This is a genomic window from Nocardioides sp. CCNWLW239 (assembly GCF_037137035.1).
Lineage (GTDB): Bacteria > Actinomycetota > Actinomycetes > Propionibacteriales > Nocardioidaceae > Nocardioides.
Genome location: NZ_JBBBNW010000004.1, coordinates 404,335 through 425,898, shown reverse-complemented (window position 1 = coordinate 425,898; position 21,564 = coordinate 404,335). Strand labels below are relative to the sequence as shown.

Below are 21,564 nucleotides of genomic sequence, written 5' to 3'. Positions count from 1 at the left end.
GGCGTGGCGTACCCGATTCAGCGTAGGACCGCGGGCGAGGACGCCTCTGGGATCAGCACCCGCGGGGTGGCGGTGGCTGACGTGTCGAGCGCCCAGACGTCGCTGACCGGCTCGCTCTCGCGCTCCAGGCCGTAGAGGACGGTGTCGTCGTCGAGCCACTCGATCTGGTCGTCGATGCTGTGCGTCTCGCCGGCGAGGACGGTGCGCTTCCCGGTGGCGAGGTCGAGGACCGCGGGCGTCCACCGGGTGCCGTCCGCGTCGGCCTCCTTGAACGCGATCCGGGTGCCGTCAGGGGAGAGCGACGGGCACTCGACGTGGTCGGCGATCGTGGTCAGCGAGCGCTCGGTGAGGTCGCCGCGGGCGAGGTAGGTCCTCCCGCCGGTGGCGACGGTGGCATAGAAGGTGCGGTCGTCGTCGGCGAAGGTGATGCCCCAGATGTTGCGGTCGACGGGGGCGACCCGGCGGCCGTCGACGACCAGCCTGAACTTCTCCAGGTCCCCGTAGCTCGCTCCGCCGATCCGGCGGATCACGGTGCGCGTCGAGAACCCGCTGACCATGTAGGAGTCGCCGTTGACGAACACGGTCGAGGAGACCAGTGTCCCGTCCGGCGAGATCCGGGTGCGGCTGGGCATGCCGGGCAGGTCGGTCTCGTCGACCTCGCGCCAACGCTTCCCCGGGGTCGAGGTCGACAGGTCGGTCGCGCGGAAGCGGCTCACCACGCCACGCTCGGTCGCGAGGCACGAGACCGATCCGGCCTGGGCGTAGACCCGGTCACAGCTGAGGCCGGTGAGGGCCCGGGCGCCGCCGGGTTCGGTCAGCGCGACGGCGCCGACGTGGCCGTAGTCCGCGTCCTGGCCGGTGTGGCGGAAGAGGATCCTGGGCCCCTGCTCGATCTGCGTCAGGGAGGTGGTCGTCGCGTCGGTCGCCGTGGACGTACGGCGGTCGTTCTCCGCGATCGCGGACAGGGCGTACGCGGTCACGCCGGCCGTGACGAGCACGACGACCGCGCCGAAGATCGTCGTGCGGTGCTTGACCCAGGACGTCGTCATCGCACCGCCCTGCGCAGCACGGTGAGCCCGGCCGGGATCGCGGCGAGCAGCACGACGCACACCGCGAGCATCGCGACCCGCGGGCCGACGGCGTACCAGAGCAGGCCGAAGCCGGTGGCCGCCACGAGCCGGGCGAGCGCGACCGCGGTCTGGGCGGTGGCGATGCCGCTGGCGCGGACGGTCTCGGGGACCAGCTGCCCGGCCACGGCGGCCAGGGTGCCATCGGTGGCGGCGTAGAAGACGCCGAGGAGGAGCACCGCGGCACAGGTCGTCCAGAGCGCGCCGGAGCCGGTGGCCGCGCACAGATAAGCAGCCGCGAGCGGCAGGTGACCGAGCACGAGGACCCGGGTGCGGCCGACCCGGTCGGCGAGCCGTCCCATCGGGACGGCGAGGGCGAGGTAGGCGACGTTGGTGCCGACGTACAGGACCGGGAACCACTGCGCCGCGAAACCGCCGGTCTCCAGCAGCGCCAGGTAGACGAAGCCGTCACCGACGGTGAGCAGAGCGAGCACGCCGGAGACACCGGTCACCCGGACGAGACCGGGGGTGAGCGCGGTGCGCCAGCGGACCTTGGCGCGCGGCTCGCGCCGGGGAGAGATCCGACGGACGGCTCCGGTGCGGAACGGGACGAAGAAGGCCATCGTGGCCACCCCGAGGACAGCGAAGCCGAGCGAGACGACCAGGACCGTGTCGTAGCCGTCGGCGATCCGCCACAGGATCACGAACGCGAGCAGCGGGCCGAGCGTCGCCCCGATCGTGTCCAGCGCCCGGTGGACGCCGAAGCTGCGGCCGAGGTGCGCCGGGTCGCTGGAGGCGGCGATCATCGCGTCGCGCGGGGCGGTGCGTACGCCCTTGCCGACCCGGTCCAGCGAGATCGCCGCGGAGATGGTCCCGAAGCCGCCCGCGAAGATCAGCCCGAGCCGGGCGACCGCGCTCATCGCGTAGCCCGCCAGGGCCACCGGCTGCGGCCGGTCGGTGCGGTCGGCCGCCCACCCGGCGGCGATCCGCACCAGCGAGGAGACGCCCTGGTAGAGCCCGTCGATGAGTCCGTACGCCACCGGCGAGAGCCCCACCACAGCGGTCAGGTAGAGCGGCAGGATCGCCGAGACCGACTCCGAGGAGATGTCGGTCAGCAGGCTGACGATGCCGAGGGTGACGACGGTCCGGGAGACTCGCCCGCCGGTGCTCCGCGGCTCGGCACCGGTGCTGGTGGTGGGACGGTCGCTGAGGGAGAGGTACACCGGCGCTCAGGTCCTCGTGCGGAGCACGGAGTAGAGGGTGAAGTCGACGGCGCGGCGGCCGGTGTCGGTGATCGTGACGCTCACGGACTCGTCGCCGCGGTGCATCGACATCGCGGGTGCGTTCTCGACCGATGTGGTCGTGACCTCCTTGAAGCCGTGCTGCGCCAGGCCGGTCCGGAAATGACGGAGTACGTCGCAGGGCCGGCGGCAGCTCGCCGTCAGCGCCACCTGGAGCACACCCTCGGTGGGCGAGACGCTGGAGACGTCGACCGCGGTGCGTGCCGGGGGTGCCAGCGCGGTCGGGTAGCCGGCGACCAGCCCACCCTTGCGGACCGCCTGCTTCGGCAGCGGCTCCGAGATCAGCGCCGTCGTCCGCGCGCGCGGCTTCTCGCTGAGACCGGGAAGTCCGGCCTCGGTCGGGGTCGAGGCGGCCTTGGGCAGCGCCTCCGTCGCGGGCTCGGGGTCCGACTCGGACTTCTGGCCGGACCCGGAAGACCCGGAGGACCCAGAAGACCCGGAGGACCCGGAGCCGGAGGTCGCCTCGGCTCCCGGTGAGCTCGAACCGGACGAGGCGGCGCCCACCGCACCGCCGCCGTCCGTGCCGGAGGAGGAGTCGGCGAAACGCCCCGGCACCCAGAAGATCGTGACGCCGACGAGCACGCCGAGCAGCACGAGGAGAGCGAGGCGCTTGAGGTTCACGAGACCAGTCGACGCGCAGCGGGGCCCGGTCGAGACCGATCGACGATCCGCGTACTCAATTTCAGGCAGCCTGCCGGCGGGGCCACCGTCCGTGGAGGTGCCCCGTGCGACGTTGCGGTTGCCGGGAACCGTCCCGGCCGTAGCATCCCGGGGGACGGGCCACGTTGAACACAGCCGACTTTCTTCTCGAGCTAGCGCCCGAGGACTCGATCGCGCTCGCAGAGGCGGGTCGCGAATACACCTTCGAAGAGCTGCGAGCCAGCGTGTCGGTGCTCACCGGACGGCTCTCAATGCTCGGCCTGCCTCCCGGCACGCCGGTCGGGATCATGGCTCCCAACGGCCTGTTCTGGGTCTCGGCCTATCTGGCCGCGCTGCGGATGGGGCTCGTCGTGGTGCCGCTGGCCGCCACGCTGCCGGCCGACGAGGTGGTGGCCCGGGTGCGATGGGTCGGCGCCGACGCGCTGCTGGTCGGTCGTGCGCAGGCCGACGCGCTGCGGCCGAGCCTGCCCAGGAGCATCCCGCTCGTCGTGGAACGGACGGAGGGGCTGGTCCCGCAGCAGCGATCCGTTCCGTCTGTGTCGTCCGTGCCGTCCGAGGCGGTCGAGGTCGACCTCGACGAGGACGCGCTCTACATGTTCACCTCCGGCACCACCGGTGACCCTCGTGCCGTACGGCTCACCCACCGCAACATCCAGGCGAACACGACCTCGATCCTCGGCTTTCTCGACATCACGCCGGACGACCGGATGCTGGTCGTGCTGCCGTTCACCTACGTCTTCGGGCTCTCGCTCCTGCACACCCATCTGCGCGCCGGCGCGGCGATGGTGATCCAGCAGACGGCCGTCTTCCCGCAGGCCGTCGTGGACCGGATGGTGTCCGCGCGCTGCACAGGGTTTGCGGGGGTGCCGTCGACCTTCGGGATGCTGCTGCGCAACAGCACCTTCGGCACCACGGCGCTTCCCGCGCTGCGCACCGTGCAGCAGGCCGGTGGCCGGCTGGCGCCCGCTCTGGTGGAGCAGTTGGTGCGCGCCCAGCCGCAGGCGAAGGTCTTCGTGATGTACGGCGCGACCGAGGCCACCGCCCGGCTCTCCTACCTCCCGCCCGGCGAGCTCACCCGGCGCCCAGGATCGATCGGCCGCGGCATCCCGGGGGTGGACCTGCGCGTGCTCGACAGCGTCGGCGTACCGGTCGGGCCCGGCGAGATCGGCGAGATCTGGGCGAGCGGCGCGAACATCTCGCCCGGCTACCTCGACGACCCCGAGGCGACGGCCCGCAAGATGCCCGGCGGGATGCTGCGTACCGGAGATCTGGCGAAGGTCGACGAGGACGGCTACATCTACGTGGTCGACCGGGTCGAGGACTTCATCAAGTCGCGGGAGCACCGGATCGCGAGCCAGGACGTCGAGTCCGCCGCGCTCGCTCTCCCCGACGTCGTGGCAGCTGCTGCGGTCGGGCTCCCGGACGACACCGCGGGCGAGCGGGTCGAGCTGGTCGTGGTGCGTCGACGCGGCTCCGGGCTGCTGGTCGCCGACGTCATCGCGCACTGCCGCGAGCAGCTCTCGAAGCACATGGTGCCCGAGGTGGTCCGCATGGTCGATGCCCTGCCGCTCAACGCGAGCGGGAAGGTGGTCAAGCGGGAGGTACGCGCCATGTGCATGAGGCTGGCGGAGGGACTGTCCGAAGCTGCGGAACGTATCGCCGGCGCCGATGTCGACGACGACTCCGTGGGTGGCGTCAAGGTGAGCTGAGATGGCGGAACGGACGGTCCCCGCATCGGTGAAGCTCCTGGCCGGCATGTGGGCAGCGGTCCTGCTCGTCGCGGTCGCGCTGACCGGAACATGGTTGGTGAGGAGTCCAGGGGTGAATGCTCATGTCGCGGTCGCCGGGCCCTCCGAGTCGGAGCTGCGGATGGTGGCGCAGACCAAGGTGCTCTTCGGGCACAACTCGGTGGGGATGGACATCCTCGACGGCCTCGCGACGGTGTACGCCGACGCGTCCGTCGCCGCGCCCGCCGTCGCCGACGTCACCGGTGGAGCGGTCGCTCCCGACGGTGAGAGCGCCGCGTTCCGGCATGCCTACATCGGGGTGAACGGGGACCCCACCAGCAAGCTCGCCGCGTTCACCGAGGTGATGGACAGCGCCGCCGGGAAGGACGTCGACGTGGCGCTGATGAAGCTCTGCTACGCCGACATCACCGCGGCCACCGACGTCGAGGCCGTCTTCGACGGCTATGTGTCGACGATGGCCGAGGTCGAGGCCGCTCATCCCGACGTACGTTTCCTCTACACGACCGTGCCGCTCACCGCCGACCGCAGCTGGAAGTCCAAGATCAAGGCGGTCCTGGGTCGTGACGACGAGATGGGACCGGCCGACAACGTCGCTCGGGAGCGCTACAACGCGATGATCCGGGACCAGTACGCCGCCACCGGCCGTCTCGTCGACATCGCCGCCGTGGAGGCCGCGGGGACCGGGGAACGCAGCAAGGACGGGAGCACCTACTACGTGCTCAACGAGAACCTGACCCGCGACCGTGGTCACCTCAACGAGGCTGGGGCTGCTGCTGTTGCTGTTGAAGTGGTGAAGGTGGTGGCGGGCCGCGGGGCGGTTGGGTGAGGGTCGGGCTGCCGGGGCGGTTTTGCTGGGCTGGCCTGGGCCGCCGACCCTCCTTCTACGGTCTTCTCGACGAGCCCCGGAGTCAAGGACGGCCTGCGGCCGCCGGCTTCGCCGGTCGCCTTCGGCGATCCTTGACACCGGGGCTCGTCGAGAAAAACTTGGCTGGCTATCGGGACGGCGGCCCCGGTGTGGCCGGGAGGCGATCTCTGCTCGGGACGGCAAGGTTTCGCGGGATGAAGGGTGGCGCTTCGGGCCACTTACCAACCACAAGAACGACGCCGTACGCTCACCGCGAAAACCAGGGGTGACCTGCACCTATGGATGGTTAGGTATCCAATCTGAGCGTAGAATCAGACCCATCACAACACGCCTCTGGACACTCCGGGAAGGAGGAGGCAGCGATGAGTCTGGACAGCGGGATCGACGCGACCACATCGATCATCGACGCCTCCCTCGACGACCTCCTCGACCGGGACCCGATCTACTGGTCTGCCTCCCAGAAGAAGGAGATGCTGGCCTGGCTCGCGAAGACCGAGGCACGGCAAGCCTCATTGAGACTGCGGATCCTCGCCGCCTCCGGTGATGTCGCTGCCGAGACCGGGGACAAGGACGCCTCCGCCTGGATGCGGGCAGAACTCCTGGTCGACAAAGGCACGGCGAGATCTGCGATCAAGCTCGCTGGCGCGATGAACAAGTACGAGCTGGTCGCCGCCGGCCTTGCTGCCGGCCAACTGTCCGAGGCGAAGGCCCAGGTGATCACCCGGGCGCTGGACACGCTCGATGCCGACCCGGTCGCCACCAGTGAGGACCTGGTGCTCGCCGAGAAGCTGCTGGTCGAAGAGGCCTGCCGGCTGACCGCCAACCAGCTCCGCATCGCCGGGAGACGGATCTTGGAACGAGTCGACCCCGACCGGTTCGACGAAGCCGAAGCCCAAGCCCTCCTCGCCGAAGAGCAACGCGCCCTGCAGAAGACCGCGCTCCGGATCTGGGACAACCACGACGGGACCGTCCGGTTCGAAGGTGTGCTCCCGGTCTCCACCGGGACGCGACTCAAGACCATGGTCGAGGCCTACGCCCAACCCCGCAAACAGCAGTTGGTGGAGAAAGGTGCGGCGCTGCCGCCGTGGGAACGACTCCTGGGCCACGGGTTCACCCGGCTGCTCGAGACCATCGACCCCGCCGCACTGCCCAGACACGGTGGCGACGCCACCGTCGTCAACATCGTCATCAGCCTCGAGGATCTCCGCAAAGAGCTCGGGACCGCGACCCTTGGGTACGACGAGACCAACGGCACCACCATCACCGCCGCTGAGGCCCGGAAGATGGCGTGCAACGCCACCATCATCCCCTGGATCCTCGGTGGTGACGGTGAGGTTCTCGACGCCGGCCGCGCCAGCAGGTTCTTCCAGCCGATCCAGCGCAAAGCGCTCCGGTTGCAGCAGAAGTGCTGCCAGGCCGAGGGGTGTGACATGCCACCGGAATGGTGCGACGCGCATCATCTCGATCCCTGGAGCACCGGAGGAAGGACCGACCTCAAAGACGGGGTGTTGTTGTGCCCCCACCATCACCGGCTGGCACATGCTCCCGGCTACCTTCATGAGCGTCTGCCCGACGGCACGATCCGGTTCACCCGCAGACCCTGAGGCCGGTCGGGTTCCGGATCGTGCTCCGTGGCACGAGTGAACGGGATGCGGTCCCGATAACCGTTGGTGACCGGCGTGCTCCGCTGATGTACTGGACAGCCACGGTGAGTCTGTCTGCGCGACGGAGGTGGCAGTGGTGAACGGTTATGGCGCGCTTGCCGAGGTGTACGAGTGGCTCATCTCGGAGGCGAAGCTGGCTCCGGCTGAGTTCGCCGCGTCGTTCGACGACGTCCTTCGGTTGCTGCCGTCGGGCGCTCGGGTCCTCGACTGCTCGTGCGGGACCGGGCAGCTGGCGGTCGGTCTGGCCGGTCGTGGCATGCAGGTGGTCGCGGCCGACGCCAGCGAAGCGATGGTTCGGAGGACTGCGGAGCTGGCTGAGGAGTTCGGCGCTCCTGTGCGCACCGTGCGGGCTGACTGGCAGGAGCTGCCCGAGCATCTCGAGGAGGAGACCTTCGACATGGTCTTCTGCGTCGGCAACTCGCTGCATCATGCGGAGGGCGCGCGGGAAAGGGTTGCTGCTCTGGAATCGATGTCACGGCTCCTGCGTCGTGGCGGGCGCTTGGTGCTCACCTCCCGCACGTGGGAGCTCGTGCGGGCCAGAGGTTCTCGGCTCGACATCAGCGACCGGCTCGTCCGTCGGAACGGTCGTGATGCCGTCGTGGTCTACCGCTGGGAGATCGCGCCGGACTGGGAGGACGAGCACCACATCGAGATCGCGATCACGCAGGTGGATCCTGACGGATCGGTGCTCGTCCGCTCGGAGCTGCTGTCGAGCTGGCCCTACCGGCACGACGAGCTCGACGACGAGCTGCGCCGGGTGGGGCTCCAGCCCGAGACGAGCACCTTCGACCCTGAGGCGGAGAACTACACGGTGGTCGCGGTCAAGGGATAGACGAGGGCACCGCGGCTCAGTCCTCCGACGGTCCCCGCTCCCTCCGCCCCCGCCGGATCTCGGTGTCGAGGGCGTCGAGGTGCTGGGTCCAGAAGCGGCGGAACGGGCTCAGCCAGGCGTCCACCTCGGCCATCGGGCCGGTGTCGAGAGAGTAGATGCGGCGGGTGCCGTCGGGGCGTACGTTGGCGAAGCCGTGCTCGCGGAGGACCTTGAGCTGCATGGAGACCGCGGGTTGGCGGATGCCGAACTCGGCGGAGATGGTCTCGACCACCTCGCCGGAGGTGCGGTCGCCGTCGGCGAGGAGCTCGAGGATGCGGCGGCGTACGGGGTCGCCGAGGACGTCGAAGGCGTGCAACCGACTGTTCCCGTTACTCCGGCTCAGGCATCGCGGTGTAGGCAGCCACGCAGCGCTCGCCGGCGGCGCGGGCCTGGTCGGGGTCGGTGCCGAAGGCGATGTCGGCCTCGACCCAGGCCGCGGCGGAGCCCTGGGTGTGCTCGATCATCGCGGGCAGCGCCTCGGGGGACATCGGGTCCATCTTCTCGGCATCGGGGGCGGAGAGGTGGAGGGCGAGGCCGAGCAGCATCTGCTCCCAGCCGATGCCGACCGCGCTGGGGCCGAACTCCTTCCACTGCTCCGGCGGGACGGGGGCGGAGTGCTCGAGGCGGAGCAGCGTACGGCTGCCGGCGGCGGTCAGGGTCGCGTCGACCCACGAGCTCATGTCGCCGTAGTCCCAGGTGACGGAGAGCAGCTTCGGGCGGTCGCAGGCGAGGATCTCGCCGCCGGCGTTGCCCTCGAGCTGGTAGCGGCCGCCGACCTCGAAGTCGCCGGTGACCGGCATCAGCCAGCGCGGGATGCGCTCCTTCGTGGTCAGCGCGTCCCAGACCTCGTCCGGGGTGGCGTCGTAGCTGCGCTCGACGACGAGGACGCGCAGCTCCTCACCGCCACGGGTCGTGGTGGACAGGGCGCGGTTCACGGCGCCGAGATGGTCGGCAGGGATGAAGGGTGGAGTGCTCATGCCTGCGACGGTATATCAAGCTTCGTTGATATTCAATGGAACCTCGTCGACGAGGACGGGAGCCGCGTGGAGATATGCGGTCGTACGCCGCTTCTGCTCGATGTCGCGGTAGACGCGCTCGACCTGCTCGACGCTGAGCCCGGTGGCCTCGGCGACCTCGGTGGTCGGGACCCCGTTGTTCAGGCCGTAGAGGCACAGGTCCATCCGCTGGTAGGGCAGCGAGAAGTAGAACTCCTCCTGCGACTGCTCCAGCGAGTAGGTGTCGGTGGTGGAGGGCCTCGCCTGGATCTCCTCGGGCACCCCGAGATAGGCGGCCATCGCGTAGACCTGCGACTTGTAGAGGTGCGCGATCGGCTTCACGTCTGCGGCCCCGTCCCCGAGCTTCACGAAGAAGCCCTGGTCGTACTCCAGCCGGTTCGGGGTGCCGGCGACGGCGTAGTTGAGCCGGTCGGCGTGGAAGTACTCCAACGCCTTGCGGGCCCGCTGCTTGAAGTTCGTCGCCGCGACGATCTCCAGGTAGGCCTCGGTCGTCAGGCGGTGGGTGCTCTGGGTGCCGGCGGGATCCTCGACGACCACGGAGAAGAGCCGGTAGGCGTCCGAGTCGACCACGCTGGGCAGCACGAGCTTCGACTTCCACCCCGGCCCGTACGCGGGCACGACCCGCCGGATGGCGTCGTCGCGCCGCTGGTAGGCCCCGAGCCCGACCAGGACGGGGGAGATGTCCTCGAGCGTCGACTCGATCCCGAGCGAGTCGGTCAGCTTCGTACTGAACCCGATGGTGTCGTCCGAGGACTCCTGCTCGGGCATGTGCAGCGCGAAGACCCGCTCCCGGCCGAGCGCCTTCACGGCCAGCGCGGCGACCACGCTGGAGTCGATCCCACCCGAGACGCCGAGCACGATGCCCTTGCGCTTGTTGGCCACCAGGTAGCGGCGGATCGAGTCGCCGATCCGCTTCGCCTCGGCCTCCTCGTCGAAACGGAGCGTCTCCAGTCCGTACGCTGCGACGGGGCTTGCTCCAGGGCTTGTTCGTGGGCTGGTCGTGGTCATCTTGAGGTCCTTCCGATGAGCTCGAGTCCGGTGCGATCGAGAACGGTGTCGAAGACGGTGAGCGGTTCCGGCGGAGCAGCTGTCCGGTCAGCCGGACGGGTGAGCAGCTCGCTGTGCAGGAGCTGGGTGGACAGCACGGCCACCAGGCGCATGTTGTCGGTGTTGCCGAGGCGGCGTCCCTGCGTGCGCCTGGCCTTCTCCAGCAGCCGCTGGACGAGCTCCGGCCGGAAGACCCCGGCGGCCTGCAGAGCGGAGACCGAGGTGACGTCGAAGACCCAGTCCGGGGTGCCGCCGGCGAAGAACGCCGCTGCGTCCGGGGCGCGATAGGGCTGCTTGGGGCGCCGCAGGATCTCCTCCGGCACCAGGTCGGCGAAGGCCCGCTTGAGCAGGTGCTTCTCGTCCATGCCGTGGATCTTGTGGTCGGCCGGGACCTCGGCGGCCAGGTCGGCGATGTTCGGGTCCAGGAACGGGAACCGGCCCTCGATCGAGTTGCCCATCAGCATCCGGTCGCCCTGCGAGGCCAGGATGTAGCCTGGCAGCAGCGTCGTCATCTCCAGCCACTGGGCCCGTGACAGCGGGTCCCAGCCGGCCTCCTCCGAGGGCATCGCGGCGACGACCTCGTCGACCGGGCTCCGGTCGCAGGACTCACGTACGTCGGTGGTCAGCATCGAGCGCAGCACGGCCGTCGCGTCCCAGCGGGGCCGGTGCGAGATCGCCGGGTCCCCGGCGACGAGGTTGCGGCCGAAGAAGCTCTTGGCGAAGGCGGGTGCCTGGTGCGGGGAGCGCTTCATCCACGGATAGAGCTGCTCCACGGCCGCCTCCGCGGCAGCCGGGTCACGGGTCCACAGCTCCCGGATCCGGCCCTCGCGGAAGATGTCGTATCCGCCGAGCACCTCGTCGCTGCCCTCCCCGGTGACGACCACCTTGAACCCGGCCTCCCGCACCAGGCGGGAGAGCAGGAACATCGGCGCCGGGCCGGTGCGCAGCAGCGGGCTCTCGGCATGACGTACGACGTCGGGGAAGACGTCGGCGATGTCGCGCTCGCGGACCACGACGTCCTGATGCACCGTGCCCAGCCGCTCGGCCATCAGGGTCTGGTAGCTGCCCTCGTCGAACTCGTCGTCGGCGAAACGCAGCGAGAAGGTGTGCAGCGGCACCTCCGTGCTGTGCTCGAGCCTGAGGGCGGCGATCGCGCCGGCGGTGACCGCCGAGTCGATCCCGCCGGAGAGATAGGCGGCGACCGGCACGTCGCTGCGCTCGAACCGCAGCCGGGTGGCGGCCACCAGCCGCTCCCGCAGCTCGGCGGCGTTCTCCGCCAGGTCGGTGCGAGGCTCGCTGCCCCGGGCGGGGAAGGACGGCGCCCAGTAGCGGGTGCTGCCGGTCACGACACCATCCCGGAAGGTGAGGTAGCTGCCGGGCGGCACCTGCTGGACCCCGCGGAACACCGTCTGCGGAGCAACCGCGGACCACAGCGTCAGCACCTGGTCGATCCCGGCAGGGTCGAGCTCGCGCGACACCTGCGGGTCGGCGAAGAGCGCCTTCACCTCGGAGGCGAACAGCAGCCGGTCGCCGGCTCGGGTGTAGAAGAGCGGTCGCACGCCGAACCGGTCGCGGGACAGCACGAGGTCGCCGCTGCGCCGGTCCCAGATCGCCAGCGCCCACTGACCGTTGAACCGGTCGAAGCAGGCCGGTCCCCATTCCTCCCAGGCGTGCACGATCACCTCGGTGTCGCTGCGGGTGCGGAAGCGGTGCCCGCGAGCGCGGAGGTCGGCGGCGAGCTCGACGTGGTTGAAGATCTCGCCGTTGAACGTCACCCACACCTGCTCGTCCTCGCCGCACATCGGCTGCACGCCACCGACCGTGTCCACGATCGCCAGCCGGGTGTGGCCCAGTGCGACCCGCTCGTCGCGGTAGTAGCCGCTGCCGTCGGGGCCGCGGTGGGCCAGGGCAGCGAGCATCCGGCGTACGAGTCCCGGATCAGGCGCCTCGCCGACGGAGCTCACCCCGCAGATTCCGCACATGGCTCTCCTCGGTAGATGTCCGCGCGTCTGATCGCCAAGGCTTGTCGGCGGCAACGGGAGGGCGGGCGGCCGCCTGGGCGTTTATCACCCAATGTCGGCATGTTTCGGGCCTGTGACCTCGCGCGCCGGACGCCGCCTGTCAGAACAGAGGACGTGCAAGGACATGGCCGGTCGAGCCGGCTCTGCGTAGGTGAGCAAGGAGAGAACAGACGATGGCAGACGTACAGAGAACGATCGAGGCGTTCATCCTCGACAGCCTGCTTCTGGGTGACGAGGAGCGGCTGCCGGCGCCTACGGACTCGCTGGTCGAGTCCGGGGTGATCGACTCGACCGGGATCCTGGAGCTGATCGAGTTCCTCGAGGAGGAGTTCCAGATCGACGTCACCGAGGCGGAGACGGTGCCGGCGAACCTCGACGGTGTCGCCAACCTGGTGGCGTACGTGGCTCGGAAGACCGCGGCGGACCGCCTTGTCGGGTGAACCCGCCTTGTTGGTGAGGCCCGGTCGTGTCAGCCAGGTCGACAGCGACTTCACCGTCGACCTGGCCAAGATGTACACGATCAACCTCGGCAGCCGGCGGCCCTCGCTGCTCGCCAAGGTCCGGTTCTGGCTGACCGACTACGAGCTCCGCTGCGTCGCCTGCTACCGGTTCGGACGGTGGGCGACCCGGCTCCGCGAGGAGCGCCCGCTGCTGGGCGTGGCCGCGCTCGGGGTCTTCTGGTTCTGGAACCGGCGCAACCTGCGGATCCACCACGCCGAGATCGGCCGGCGCGCCGACATCGGCCCCGGGCTGCTCGTCATGCACCGCTCCGGGATCATCATCGGGCCGGCCGTGATCGGCAGCAACTGCGTGCTCCACCACAACGTCACCATCGGCCAGCGGATAGCCGCGGGAAACCATGGCGTCCCCACCATCGGCGACGACGTCTGGATCGGCCCGGGTGCGGTGATCTCGGGTGCCATCACGGTCGGTGACGGATGCACCATCTCCGCGGGCACCGTGCTGTCCAAGGACGTGCCGCCACGCAGCCTGGTCGGTGGCAACCCGGGCCGGGTCATCGCCCGGGACTACGACAACCGCACCATGATCAACTTCGTCGTTCCCGACCGCGCCGCAGGCACGCCGTAACCGATATTGGGTGATGCGGGACTCCGGCCCGCCCTGGCCGTCGCGAGGCGGTGATGCTCCGGATATGGAGCGTTCCCCGACAGCAGCGAGCGTCGTCGTGCCCGCGCACGACGAGTCGGCTGGACTGCGTGGAAACCTGGTCGCGTTGCTCGACGGTGTCCCGGCGGGCACCTTCGAGGTGGTGGTGGTCTGTAACGGCTGCACCGACGACACCGCCACGGTGGCGCGGTCGGTCCCGGGCGTACGTGTCCTCGAGACCGCGTCCGCCTCGAAGGCGCTCGCGGTAGAGCTGGGCAACGCGGCGTCCACGGTCTTCCCGCGGATCCATCTGGATGCGGACGTACGTCTTCCCGGTCCGGACGCGCTGCGCCTGGTCGATGCCGTCGAGGAGCCGGGGGTGCACGCCGCCGGGCCGTTCCGCGAGGTCCCGGTGGAGGCGTCGTCCTGGCCGGTGCGGGCCTACTACCGGGTGTGGGAGAGCCTCCCGAACGTACGCAGCGGCCTGTTCGGCCGTGGCGCGTTCTGTCTGTCCGAGGAAGGACAGAGGCGGGTGGACGCACAGGCGAGGCTGATGAACGACGACCTGATGGTCTCCGAGGCGTTCGCGCCGGAGGAGCGCCGGATCGTGACGGACGCGTCGGTGGTGGTGCAGCCGCCGCGTACGGTCGCCGACCTGGTCCGACGCCGGACCCGGGTGGCGACCGGCAATCATCAGGCCGACCAGCATGCCGCCCGCCAGGCATCGACCTCCCTCTCGGATCTCATCAAGCTCGGGCTGCGTCAGCCGTCGGTCGGACTCCGGGTCCCGGTCTTCCTGACGATCACCGTCATCGCACGTCGGCTCTCCCGCAGAGCCGTCCGCGCCGGTGACTACACGACCTGGCTACGCGACGAGAGCTCGCGAGCCTGACTTCCAGAAAGGGAGCACGTGCACATGATGCGTCCCGCATCCGGGAGCCGCAGGCTCTTGGCCGCCGTTCTCGGAACCGTCCTGATCCTCACGGGCCTCTCGGCCACCACCACGACGACCGCGTACGCCGCCGGCGACCCCTGTGGTCCCGGCGGCAACAAGATCGCCTGTGAGAACTCCAAACCGGGCTCGCCGCCGAGCGAGTGGGACATCGACGGGGCGGGACACGACTCGATCCAGGGATTCGCGACCGACATCAGCGTCGACGTCGGCGACCCGATCGACTTCAAGATCGACACCGACGCCAGGGCGTACACGATCACGATCTACCGCACCGGGTGGTACGGAGGTGACGGGGCCCGGCGGATCGCGTCGGTGACTCCGTCCGCGACCCTGCCGCAGACCCAGCCCAACTGCACGCGCGAGTCGGCCACCGAGATGACCGACTGCGGCAACTGGGCGGTCTCGGCGACCTGGCAGGTGCCGGCCGACGCCGTCTCGGGCGTCTACGTCGCGCGCCTGCACCGCGCCGACACCGACGAAGGCAGCCACATCACCTTCATCGTCCGCGACGACGCCAGCCGCTCCGATGTCGTCTTCCAGACCTCGGACACCACCTGGCAGGCGTACAACCTCTACGGGGGATCCAGCTTCTACCACGGTGCCCAGAACGGGCGCGCGTACAAGCTCAGCTACAACCGCCCGTTCGTGACCCGGCACAGCCCCGCCCGGGACTTCTACTTCGCGAACGAGTACCCGCTGGTGAGGTTCCTGGAGCGCAACGGGTACGACGTGAGCTACATGTCCGGGATCGACACCGACCGTCGCGGCGAGCTGATCAAGAACCACAAGACCTTCTTGTCCGTCGGCCACGACGAGTACTGGAGCGGCGCCCAGCGGGCCAACGTGGAGGCCGCCCGCGACGCCGGGGTGAACCTGCAGTTCCTCAGCGGCAACGAGGTCTACTGGCGTACTCGCTATGAGTCCTCGCAGGTCGGCAGCGTCGACAAGCGTGCCTACCGCACCCTGGTGACCTACAAGGAGGCCTGGGGCGTGGAGGACCCTGCCGACGAGTCCACCTCCACCTGGCGCGACCCGCGCTACGCGCCCAAGAGCAAGGGCGGCGGCCTGCCGGAGAACGCCCTGACCGGCACGATCTTCATGTCCAACTGGACCGACAAGCCGCTGACCGTCACCAAGGAACAGGGCAAGCAGCGGTTGTGGCGCAACACGGGCCTGGGACAGATGATAGGCGCCACCACGGCGCTGGCGCCGCACACGGTGGGCTATGAGTCCGACGAGGATCAGGACAACGGATTCCGGCCACCAGGGCTGATCCGGGCCTCGGAGACGACCGCGTTCGTCGACGGGCAGTACATGACCGACTTCGGCCGCAACGTCGGCAACGGCACGACGACCCACTCGATCACCCTCTATCGGGCTCCGAGCGGAGCGCTGGTCTTCGGAGCCGGAACGGTCCAGTGGACGTGGGGTCTGGATGCGACCCACGACAGCGCCTACAACGACGACCAGGCCAGCCCGGCGATGCAGCAGGCCCAGGTCAACCTGCTCGCCGACATGGGCGCGCAGCCGACGACGCTGATGGCCGGTCTGCAGCAGGTCGCCGCCTCGACCGACACCACCGGTCCGTCGGTCACGATCAGCTCACCTGCGGCGGGGTCGGCCCAACCCAACGGGTCCAAGGTGACCCTGACGGGCACCGCCACCGACTCCGGCGGAGGCATCGTCGCCGGGGTGGAGTACTCGACCGACGGCGGCACCAGCTGGCATCCCGGCAAGGGCACCTCGGCGTGGACGGTCGAATACATCCAGCACGGCGTCGGCAACACTCCGATCCAGGTCCGCGCGGTCGACGACAGCGCCAACATCGGCACTGCCGCGACGCGTACGTTCAACGTCTCCTGCGGCTGCAGCATCTTCGGGCAGACTGCGATCCCGACGACCTGGACCGCGGTGACCAGCCCGGCGACACCGTCCGCCGACGACCCCAGCGCCGCTGAGCTCGGCCTGCGCTTCACCCCGCTCACCGACGGGTACGCAGCAGGCGTCCGCTTCTACAAGGGCACCGGGAACACCGGCACCCACACCGGGTCCCTGTGGAGCACCAGCGGCGAACGGCTGGCCCAGGTCACCTTCAGCGGGGAGACCTCGGGCGGCTGGCAGCAGGCGCTGTTCACCAGCCCGGTGGCGCTGAGCGCCGGCACGACGTACATCGTCTCCTACACGGCTCCGAACGGGCACTACGCCGTGCAGCCGTGGGCCTTCGGTGCCCAGGGTCTCGAGGCCTACCCGCTCGATGTCGCGGGCGGTCACGGGGCCGCCCCGGCGGGGGTCTACGCCAACCCCGGCACCTTCCCGTCGAACTCCCACCAGAACTCCAACTACTACGTCGACGTGGTCTTCACGACGACCGACGACTCACCGCTCTCGGCGATCAGCCCGTGGCCGTTGGCGGACTCGTCGTCGGTCCCGCGCTCGACCACCATCAGCGCGCGCTTCTCCAAGCCGGTGGTCGCGTCCTCGGTCCAGGTCGCGGTCAAGGACGCCGTCGGTGCCTCGGTCGCCGGGTCGACCAGCTACGACGCCGCCACCCGGACGGTCACCTTCACCCCCGCGAGCTCGCTGGCCGGGTTCGTGAAGCACACCGTCACGCTCTCCGCCACCGACACCCAGGGGACACCGCTCACCGGAGGCAAGACCTGGTCGTTCACGACCGCGAAACCACCGGCGGCACCAGGAGTGTGCCCGTGCTCGATCTACAACGACGATGACGTGCCGACCATCCTGGAGGACACCGAGCGTGCCTCGCTCACCCTGGGGGTGCGGTTCCGTCCGACCGTCACCGGCACGGTGACCGGCGTGAAGTTCTACAAGGCCGTGAACAACACCGGGCCGCACACCGGCACGCTGTGGTCGAGCAGCGGCCAGGCGCTCGCCCAAGGCACCTTCACCGAGGAGAGCACCACCGGCTGGCAGACCCTCACCTTCACCCAGCCGATCGCGGTCCAGGCAGGTGTGGACTACATCGCCTCGTACCACACCAACGGTTCCTACTCGGCGACGCCGAACGCGTTCGCCGCCTCGGACCTGTCCAAGGGGCCGATCTCCGTCACCTCGACCGCCGGGGCCTACACCTACGGCGAGGGGTTCCCGGGCAACTCCTCGGCGTCGAGCTACATGGTGGACCTGGTCTTCGAGAAGGGCGCGCCGACGCTGAAGGTGACCAGCCAGAGCCCGGCGCCGGGCGCGGTGTCGGTGCCACGCGGCACCAACATCACCGTCGGCTTCTCGGCGGCGATCGCCGACGGCTACCAGATGAGCGTCTCGGGTCCGGGCGGGCCGATCGCCGGGACCGCGTCACTGAACCAGGCGCGCACCGAGATCACCTTCGACCCCAGCGGGGTGCTCCCGTCGGATACGGACATCTCGGTCAGCCTGACCGGGGTGACCTCGACCGAGGGCGCAGCCCTGGCCTCACAGACCTGGACGTTCCGCACCCGGGCCCAGTCGGCGACGAGCCAGACCCTCTTCGGTGATCAGGTGCCGCAGCAGCAGGCCGTGGACGATGCCTCACCGGTGGAGCTGGGCACCGCATTCACCTCGGCACGCAACGGCCACGTGACCGCGATCCGGTTCTACAAGGGGGCGGGCAACAACGGCACCCACGTCGGGTCGCTGTGGTCTGCCGACGGCACCCGGCTGGCTTCGGTCACCTTCGTCGGCGAGACAGCCTCGGGCTGGCAGGAGGCGACGCTCGACCAGCCGGTCGCGGTGACGGCAGGGGCGACGTACGTCGTCTCCTATCTCGCTCCACAGGGGCACTACGCGGCCACCGGCGGCTTCTTCGGCAGCGCCTGGACCTCGGGCGACCTGACCGCGCCGGCGGCCAACAACGGCCGCTATCTCTACGGCGCCGCAGGCGGGTTCCCGACGTTCACCTGGGGCGCGACGAACTACTTCGTCGACGTCGTCTTCGAACCGTACGTCCCGACGATGACCGTCACCGCTCGAGACCCGAGCCCGGGCGCGACCGGTGTGGCGACATCGGTGAACCCGTCGATCACGTTCTCGGCGGCGGTCGCGAACGGCTGGAACATGTCGGTCACGGCCAACGGGTCCGCCGTGGCCGGGTCGGCGGCACTGAGCGGGGACGGACGTACGCTGCGCTTCACCCAGTCCGCAGCGCTGCCGTCCGGGACGACGGTGTCGGTGACCGTCTCGGGCGTGGTCTCGACCGAGGGGGTGAGCCTGCCGACGCAGACATGGTCGTTCACCACGGCCCTCCCGGCGGAGGTCTCGCTGTTCACCGGTCTCACGCCCCAGAACGCGTCGACGCCCGAGCTCTTGCCCATCGAGGTCGGCACCGCGTTCACGTCCTCGGTGGCCGGCTCGGTGACGGCGATCCGGTTCTACAAGGGAAGCGGGAACACCGGCACCCACACCGGATCGTTGTGGACCTCCGCGGGGACCCGGATCACCCGGGTCACCTTCACGGGCGAGACCGCGACCGGGTGGCAGACGGCCACGTTGCCGACCCCGGTCGCGATCACTCCGGGGGCGACGTACGTGGTGTCCTACTACTCCCCGACGGGCCGTCACGCCTCCACACCGTCAGCGCTCACGCAGGACTGGCGGGTCGGTCCGCTGACGGCGCCGGGCGGAGCCAACGGCAGGTACCGGTCCGCGATCGGCGGGGGATTCCCGAACCGATCCTGGAACTCGACGAACTACTTCGTGGACGTCCGGTTCCGCCCGGCGTCCGGGTGAATCCACCCCGCTGGTCTGCCGACGTCGAGAACCTGGACGTCGGTGTCCCTGCCCTGCGAGGCGATCGCCGGCCCGATGCCGACCATCGAGGTCTCCGGGGTGTGCCCGGTGGCGAGGGTGCGACCCGACGGCGACGTACGCAGTCAGGGCGACGACGGAGCCGCCACGATGACCACCGCCACCGCCACCACCGGCGGGCCTCCCGAATAGAGGGGATAACCCCATGGATCGGGCGGGCGGAATCAGCGGATCGCGTGTGATCTACCCCGAAGGCATCGATCGCCGATTTGGGGAGAAGCACTGTCATGACCGCACAGACGCCGCTGGGTGTGGCAGTGGTCGGGGCCGGTTACTGGGGGCCCAACCTGATCCGGAACTTCCGCAACGCACCGGACTGGACGCTGGTCGCGGTGGTCGACCTCGACCTCGTCCGGGCGCAGGAGGTGATCGGCGGCAGCACCGAGGTGCTGGCCACGACCGACCTCGACGAGGTCCTCGCCCGTGAGGACGTGGACGCGGTCGCGATCGCGACCCCGGCGCGGACCCACCGAGCGCTGGTGGAGCGGGCGTTGCGGGCCGGGAAGCACGTGCTCGTCGAGAAGCCGCTTGCCGACGACGTGGAGGCGGGGCGGAGCATGGTCGAAGCCGCGCGGGCCGACGGTCTCGTGCTGATGACCGACCACACCTACTGCTACACGCCGGTCGTGCAGAAGATCCGGGAGCTGGTCGAGGACGGCTCGCTCGGCGAGATCCTGTTCGTCGACTCGGTGCGGATCAACCTCGGGCTGGTGCAGCCCGACGTCGACGTCTTCTGGGACCTGGCCCCGCACGACCTCTCGATCCTCGACTTCGTCCTGCCCGGCGGCCTGCGCCCCACCGGGGTCGCGGCGCACGGCTCCGACCCGCTGGGTGCCGGCAAGGCGTGCGTCGGCTACCTGACCCTGCCGCTGGAGGGCGGGGCGATGGCCCACGTCCACGTCAACTGGCTCAGCCCCACCAAGATCAGGCAGATGGTGATCGGCGGGAGCCGGCGTACGTTGGTCTGGGACGACCTGAACCCGCAGCAGCGGCTCAGCGTCTTCGACCGCGGGGTCGACCTGGTCCAGCAGAGCGTGGACATCGCGGACCGCGCCGCCGCGACGATCTCCTACCGGCTGGGCGACACCTGGGCGCCCGCGCTGCCCGAGTACGAGGCCCTGTCCCGGATGGTCGGCGAGTTCGCCGGCGCGATCCGGGAGGGCCGTACGCCGCGTACCGACGGGGCCGCCGGGCTCCGTGTCCTCTCCGTCCTGGAGGCGGCCCAGACCAGCCTCCGAGCCCGCGGCGCCCTCGTCGAGGTGGCTGCTGAGACCCCGACCCTGGAGCTGATCCGATGACTTCCTTGCAAGGCGCGAACGTGCTGGTCACCGGAGGTGCGGGCACGATCGCCTCCACCATCGTGGACCAGCTGCTCGACGAAGGGGTCGCGCACGTCGATGTGCTCGACAGCCTGATCCGGGGCCGCAAGGCCAACCTCGATGACGCGCTCGCCTCGGGGCGGGTCACCCTGGTCGAGGGCGACATCCGCGACCGCGACCTCGTCAACGACCTGAGCGCCGGCAAGGACCTGGTCTTCCACCAGGCCGCCATCCGGATCACGCTCTGTGCCGAGGAGCCGCGGCTGGCCAACGAGGTGCTGGTCGACGGCACCTTCAACGTGGTCGAGGCAGCGGTCTCCGCGGGCGTCTCGAAGCTCGTCTATGCCTCCTCGGCCTCGGTCTTCGGGCTGGCGGAGGAGTTCCCGACGCCGGAGGGCCACCACCACAACAACAACGACACCCTCTACGGGGCCGCGAAGTCCTACAACGAGGGGCTGGTGCGGTCCTTCCGGGCGATGCACGGGCTCGATTACGTCGGGCTGCGCTACTTCAACGTCTACGGCCCCCGGATGGACGTGCACGGCGCCTACACCGAGGTGCTGGTGCGGTGGATGGAGCGGATCGCCGACGGCAGGCCGCCGCTGATCTTCGGCGACGGCCGCCAGACGATGGACTTCGTCTGCGTCCCCGACATCGCCCGCGCCAACATCCTGGCGGCGGCCTCCGACGTCACCGAGGGCGTCTACAACATCGCCTCCGGCACCGAGACCTCGCTGCTCGAGCTCGCCGAGGCGCTGCTGCGGGTCATGGGCGCCTCCGGCCTGGAGGTCGAGCACGGGCCTGAGCGGGCGGTCAACGGCGTCACTCGCCGGCTCGCCTCCATCTCGGCGGCCCGCGAGGACCTGGGCTGGGAGCCGACGATCGGGCTCGAGGAGGGGCTGCGGCAGCTGGTGGAGTGGTGGCGGCCGCTGCGCTCGGAGATCGCGGCCGGCCGGGCTCTTCAAGGTGGTGGCTCGTGAAGCGGCGGCGGGATGCTGACCGAGGTGACTCGGTGGACGGGCGCCTGCTTCGTGGAGTTCCGCGAAGGATGCGACAGCTGACCGAGGTAACTCGGTCAACGGCGCGGGGTGCGGCATGAGCGAGCGTCAGCGAGCGTCAA

Annotated in this window: 18 protein-coding genes; 11 read left to right on the top strand and 7 right to left on the bottom strand. The window is 69.9% G+C overall.

Annotated elements, in window-relative coordinates; all coding sequences use genetic code 11:
• Positions 1-17: 17 nt before the first annotated feature.
• The 3 genes from WBG06_RS19040 to WBG06_RS19030 are packed head-to-tail and all read right to left on the bottom strand — an operon-like array spanning position 18 to position 2,989.
• A complete protein-coding gene (locus WBG06_RS19040; protein WP_336738533.1) occupies positions 18-1,049 on the bottom strand; it encodes a hypothetical protein in 1,032 nt (343 codons plus the stop codon).
• Positions 1,046-2,290 (bottom strand): MFS transporter, encoded by a 1,245-nt coding sequence (locus WBG06_RS19035; RefSeq protein WP_336738532.1) that lies wholly within the window; start codon positions 2,288-2,290, stop codon positions 1,046-1,048. The genes WBG06_RS19040 and WBG06_RS19035 overlap by 4 nt, the downstream gene beginning before the upstream one ends.
• A 6-nt stretch (positions 2,291-2,296) precedes the next feature.
• A complete protein-coding gene (locus WBG06_RS19030) occupies positions 2,297-2,989 on the bottom strand; it encodes a hypothetical protein (RefSeq protein WP_336738531.1) in 693 nt (230 codons plus the stop codon).
• Positions 2,990-3,153: 164 nt separating this feature from the next.
• Between WBG06_RS19030 and WBG06_RS19025 the strand changes: the two genes are divergently transcribed.
• The 4 genes from WBG06_RS19025 (at position 3,154) to WBG06_RS19010 (ending at position 8,137) form a co-directional block, all read left to right on the top strand.
• Complete coding sequence (locus WBG06_RS19025) at positions 3,154-4,737, top strand: class I adenylate-forming enzyme family protein (RefSeq protein ID WP_336738530.1); 1,584 nt, start codon at positions 3,154-3,156, stop codon at positions 4,735-4,737.
• Between the two features lies 1 nt (position 4,738).
• Positions 4,739-5,602: a hypothetical protein gene (locus WBG06_RS19020; RefSeq protein ID WP_336738529.1), complete on the top strand. Its 864-nt coding sequence runs from the start codon at positions 4,739-4,741 to the stop codon at positions 5,600-5,602.
• Between the two features lie 401 nt (positions 5,603-6,003).
• Positions 6,004-7,245: an HNH endonuclease signature motif containing protein gene (locus WBG06_RS19015; protein ID WP_336738528.1), complete on the top strand. Its 1,242-nt coding sequence runs from the start codon at positions 6,004-6,006 to the stop codon at positions 7,243-7,245.
• A 136-nt stretch (positions 7,246-7,381) separates the two neighbouring features.
• Complete coding sequence (locus tag WBG06_RS19010; protein WP_336738527.1) at positions 7,382-8,137, top strand: class I SAM-dependent methyltransferase; 756 nt, start codon at positions 7,382-7,384, stop codon at positions 8,135-8,137.
• Positions 8,138-8,153: 16 nt separating this feature from the next.
• On the opposite strand, the gene WBG06_RS19005 is transcribed toward WBG06_RS19010, so the two are convergent.
• The 4 genes from WBG06_RS19005 to asnB are packed head-to-tail and all read right to left on the bottom strand — an operon-like array spanning position 8,154 to position 12,221.
• Positions 8,154-8,492, bottom strand: coding sequence for an ArsR/SmtB family transcription factor (locus WBG06_RS19005; protein ID WP_336738526.1), 339 nt, complete (start codon positions 8,490-8,492; stop codon positions 8,154-8,156).
• Positions 8,493-8,505: 13 nt separating this feature from the next.
• Positions 8,506-9,153 carry an SRPBCC family protein gene (locus WBG06_RS19000; protein WP_336738524.1) on the bottom strand — a complete coding sequence of 216 codons (648 nt, stop codon included), beginning with the start codon at positions 9,151-9,153 and terminating at the stop codon, positions 8,506-8,508.
• A 15-nt stretch (positions 9,154-9,168) separates the two neighbouring features.
• Positions 9,169-10,200, bottom strand: coding sequence for an NAD(+) synthase (nadE, locus tag WBG06_RS18995; RefSeq protein ID WP_336738522.1), 1,032 nt, complete (start codon positions 10,198-10,200; stop codon positions 9,169-9,171).
• Positions 10,197-12,221: an asparagine synthase (glutamine-hydrolyzing) gene (gene asnB / locus WBG06_RS18990; RefSeq protein ID WP_336738521.1), complete on the bottom strand. Its 2,025-nt coding sequence runs from the start codon at positions 12,219-12,221 to the stop codon at positions 10,197-10,199. Before asnB ends, nadE begins: the two co-directional genes overlap by 4 nt.
• A 212-nt stretch (positions 12,222-12,433) precedes the next feature.
• Here asnB and WBG06_RS18985 point away from each other — a divergent pair, with 212 nt between their 5' ends.
• The 7 genes from WBG06_RS18985 (at position 12,434) to WBG06_RS18955 (ending at position 21,424) form a co-directional block, all read left to right on the top strand.
• Positions 12,434-12,700: an acyl carrier protein gene (locus tag WBG06_RS18985; RefSeq protein WP_336738520.1), complete on the top strand. Its 267-nt coding sequence runs from the start codon at positions 12,434-12,436 to the stop codon at positions 12,698-12,700.
• Positions 12,701-12,713: 13 nt separating this feature from the next.
• Positions 12,714-13,349, top strand: a complete 636-nt coding sequence (locus WBG06_RS18980) for a serine O-acetyltransferase (RefSeq protein ID WP_336738519.1) — start codon at positions 12,714-12,716, stop codon at positions 13,347-13,349.
• Between the two features lie 64 nt (positions 13,350-13,413).
• Complete coding sequence (locus WBG06_RS18975) at positions 13,414-14,259, top strand: glycosyltransferase (RefSeq protein ID WP_336738518.1); 846 nt, start codon at positions 13,414-13,416, stop codon at positions 14,257-14,259.
• A gap of 24 nt (positions 14,260-14,283) precedes the next feature.
• A complete protein-coding gene (locus WBG06_RS18970; protein WP_336738517.1) occupies positions 14,284-19,047 on the top strand; it encodes a DUF4082 domain-containing protein in 4,764 nt (1,587 codons plus the stop codon).
• Positions 19,048-19,089: 42 nt separating this feature from the next.
• Entirely contained in the window at positions 19,090-19,257 is a 168-nt protein-coding gene (locus tag WBG06_RS18965; RefSeq protein ID WP_336738516.1) for a hypothetical protein, read from the top strand.
• Positions 19,258-19,352: 95 nt separating this feature from the next.
• Complete coding sequence (locus tag WBG06_RS18960) at positions 19,353-20,423, top strand: Gfo/Idh/MocA family protein (protein WP_336738515.1); 1,071 nt, start codon at positions 19,353-19,355, stop codon at positions 20,421-20,423.
• Positions 20,420-21,424, top strand: coding sequence for an NAD-dependent epimerase/dehydratase family protein (locus tag WBG06_RS18955; protein ID WP_336738514.1), 1,005 nt, complete (start codon positions 20,420-20,422; stop codon positions 21,422-21,424). Before WBG06_RS18960 ends, WBG06_RS18955 begins: the two co-directional genes overlap by 4 nt.
• The last annotated feature ends 140 nt before the right edge of the window (positions 21,425-21,564 follow it).

Bases quoted from the DNA above. Each gene is read 5' to 3' on its own strand.
- WBG06_RS19040 (WP_336738533.1), bottom strand. From the start codon at position 1,049: ATGACGACGTCCTGGGTCAAGCACCGCACGACGATCTTCGGCGCGGTC.
- WBG06_RS19020 (WP_336738529.1), top strand. From the start codon at position 4,739: ATGGCGGAACGGACGGTCCCCGCATCGGTGAAGCTCCTGGCCGGCATG.
- WBG06_RS19015 (WP_336738528.1), top strand. From the start codon at position 6,004: ATGAGTCTGGACAGCGGGATCGACGCGACCACATCGATCATCGACGCC.
- WBG06_RS19000 (WP_336738524.1), bottom strand. From the start codon at position 9,153: ATGAGCACTCCACCCTTCATCCCTGCCGACCATCTCGGCGCCGTGAAC.
- nadE (WP_336738522.1), bottom strand. From the start codon at position 10,200: ATGACCACGACCAGCCCACGAACAAGCCCTGGAGCAAGCCCCGTCGCA.
- asnB (WP_336738521.1), bottom strand. From the start codon at position 12,221: ATGTGCGGAATCTGCGGGGTGAGCTCCGTCGGCGAGGCGCCTGATCCG.
- WBG06_RS18985 (WP_336738520.1), top strand. From the start codon at position 12,434: ATGGCAGACGTACAGAGAACGATCGAGGCGTTCATCCTCGACAGCCTG.
- WBG06_RS18975 (WP_336738518.1), top strand. From the start codon at position 13,414: ATGGAGCGTTCCCCGACAGCAGCGAGCGTCGTCGTGCCCGCGCACGAC.
- WBG06_RS18970 (WP_336738517.1), top strand. From the start codon at position 14,284: ATGATGCGTCCCGCATCCGGGAGCCGCAGGCTCTTGGCCGCCGTTCTC.
- WBG06_RS18960 (WP_336738515.1), top strand. From the start codon at position 19,353: ATGACCGCACAGACGCCGCTGGGTGTGGCAGTGGTCGGGGCCGGTTAC.
- WBG06_RS18955 (WP_336738514.1), top strand. From the start codon at position 20,420: ATGACTTCCTTGCAAGGCGCGAACGTGCTGGTCACCGGAGGTGCGGGC.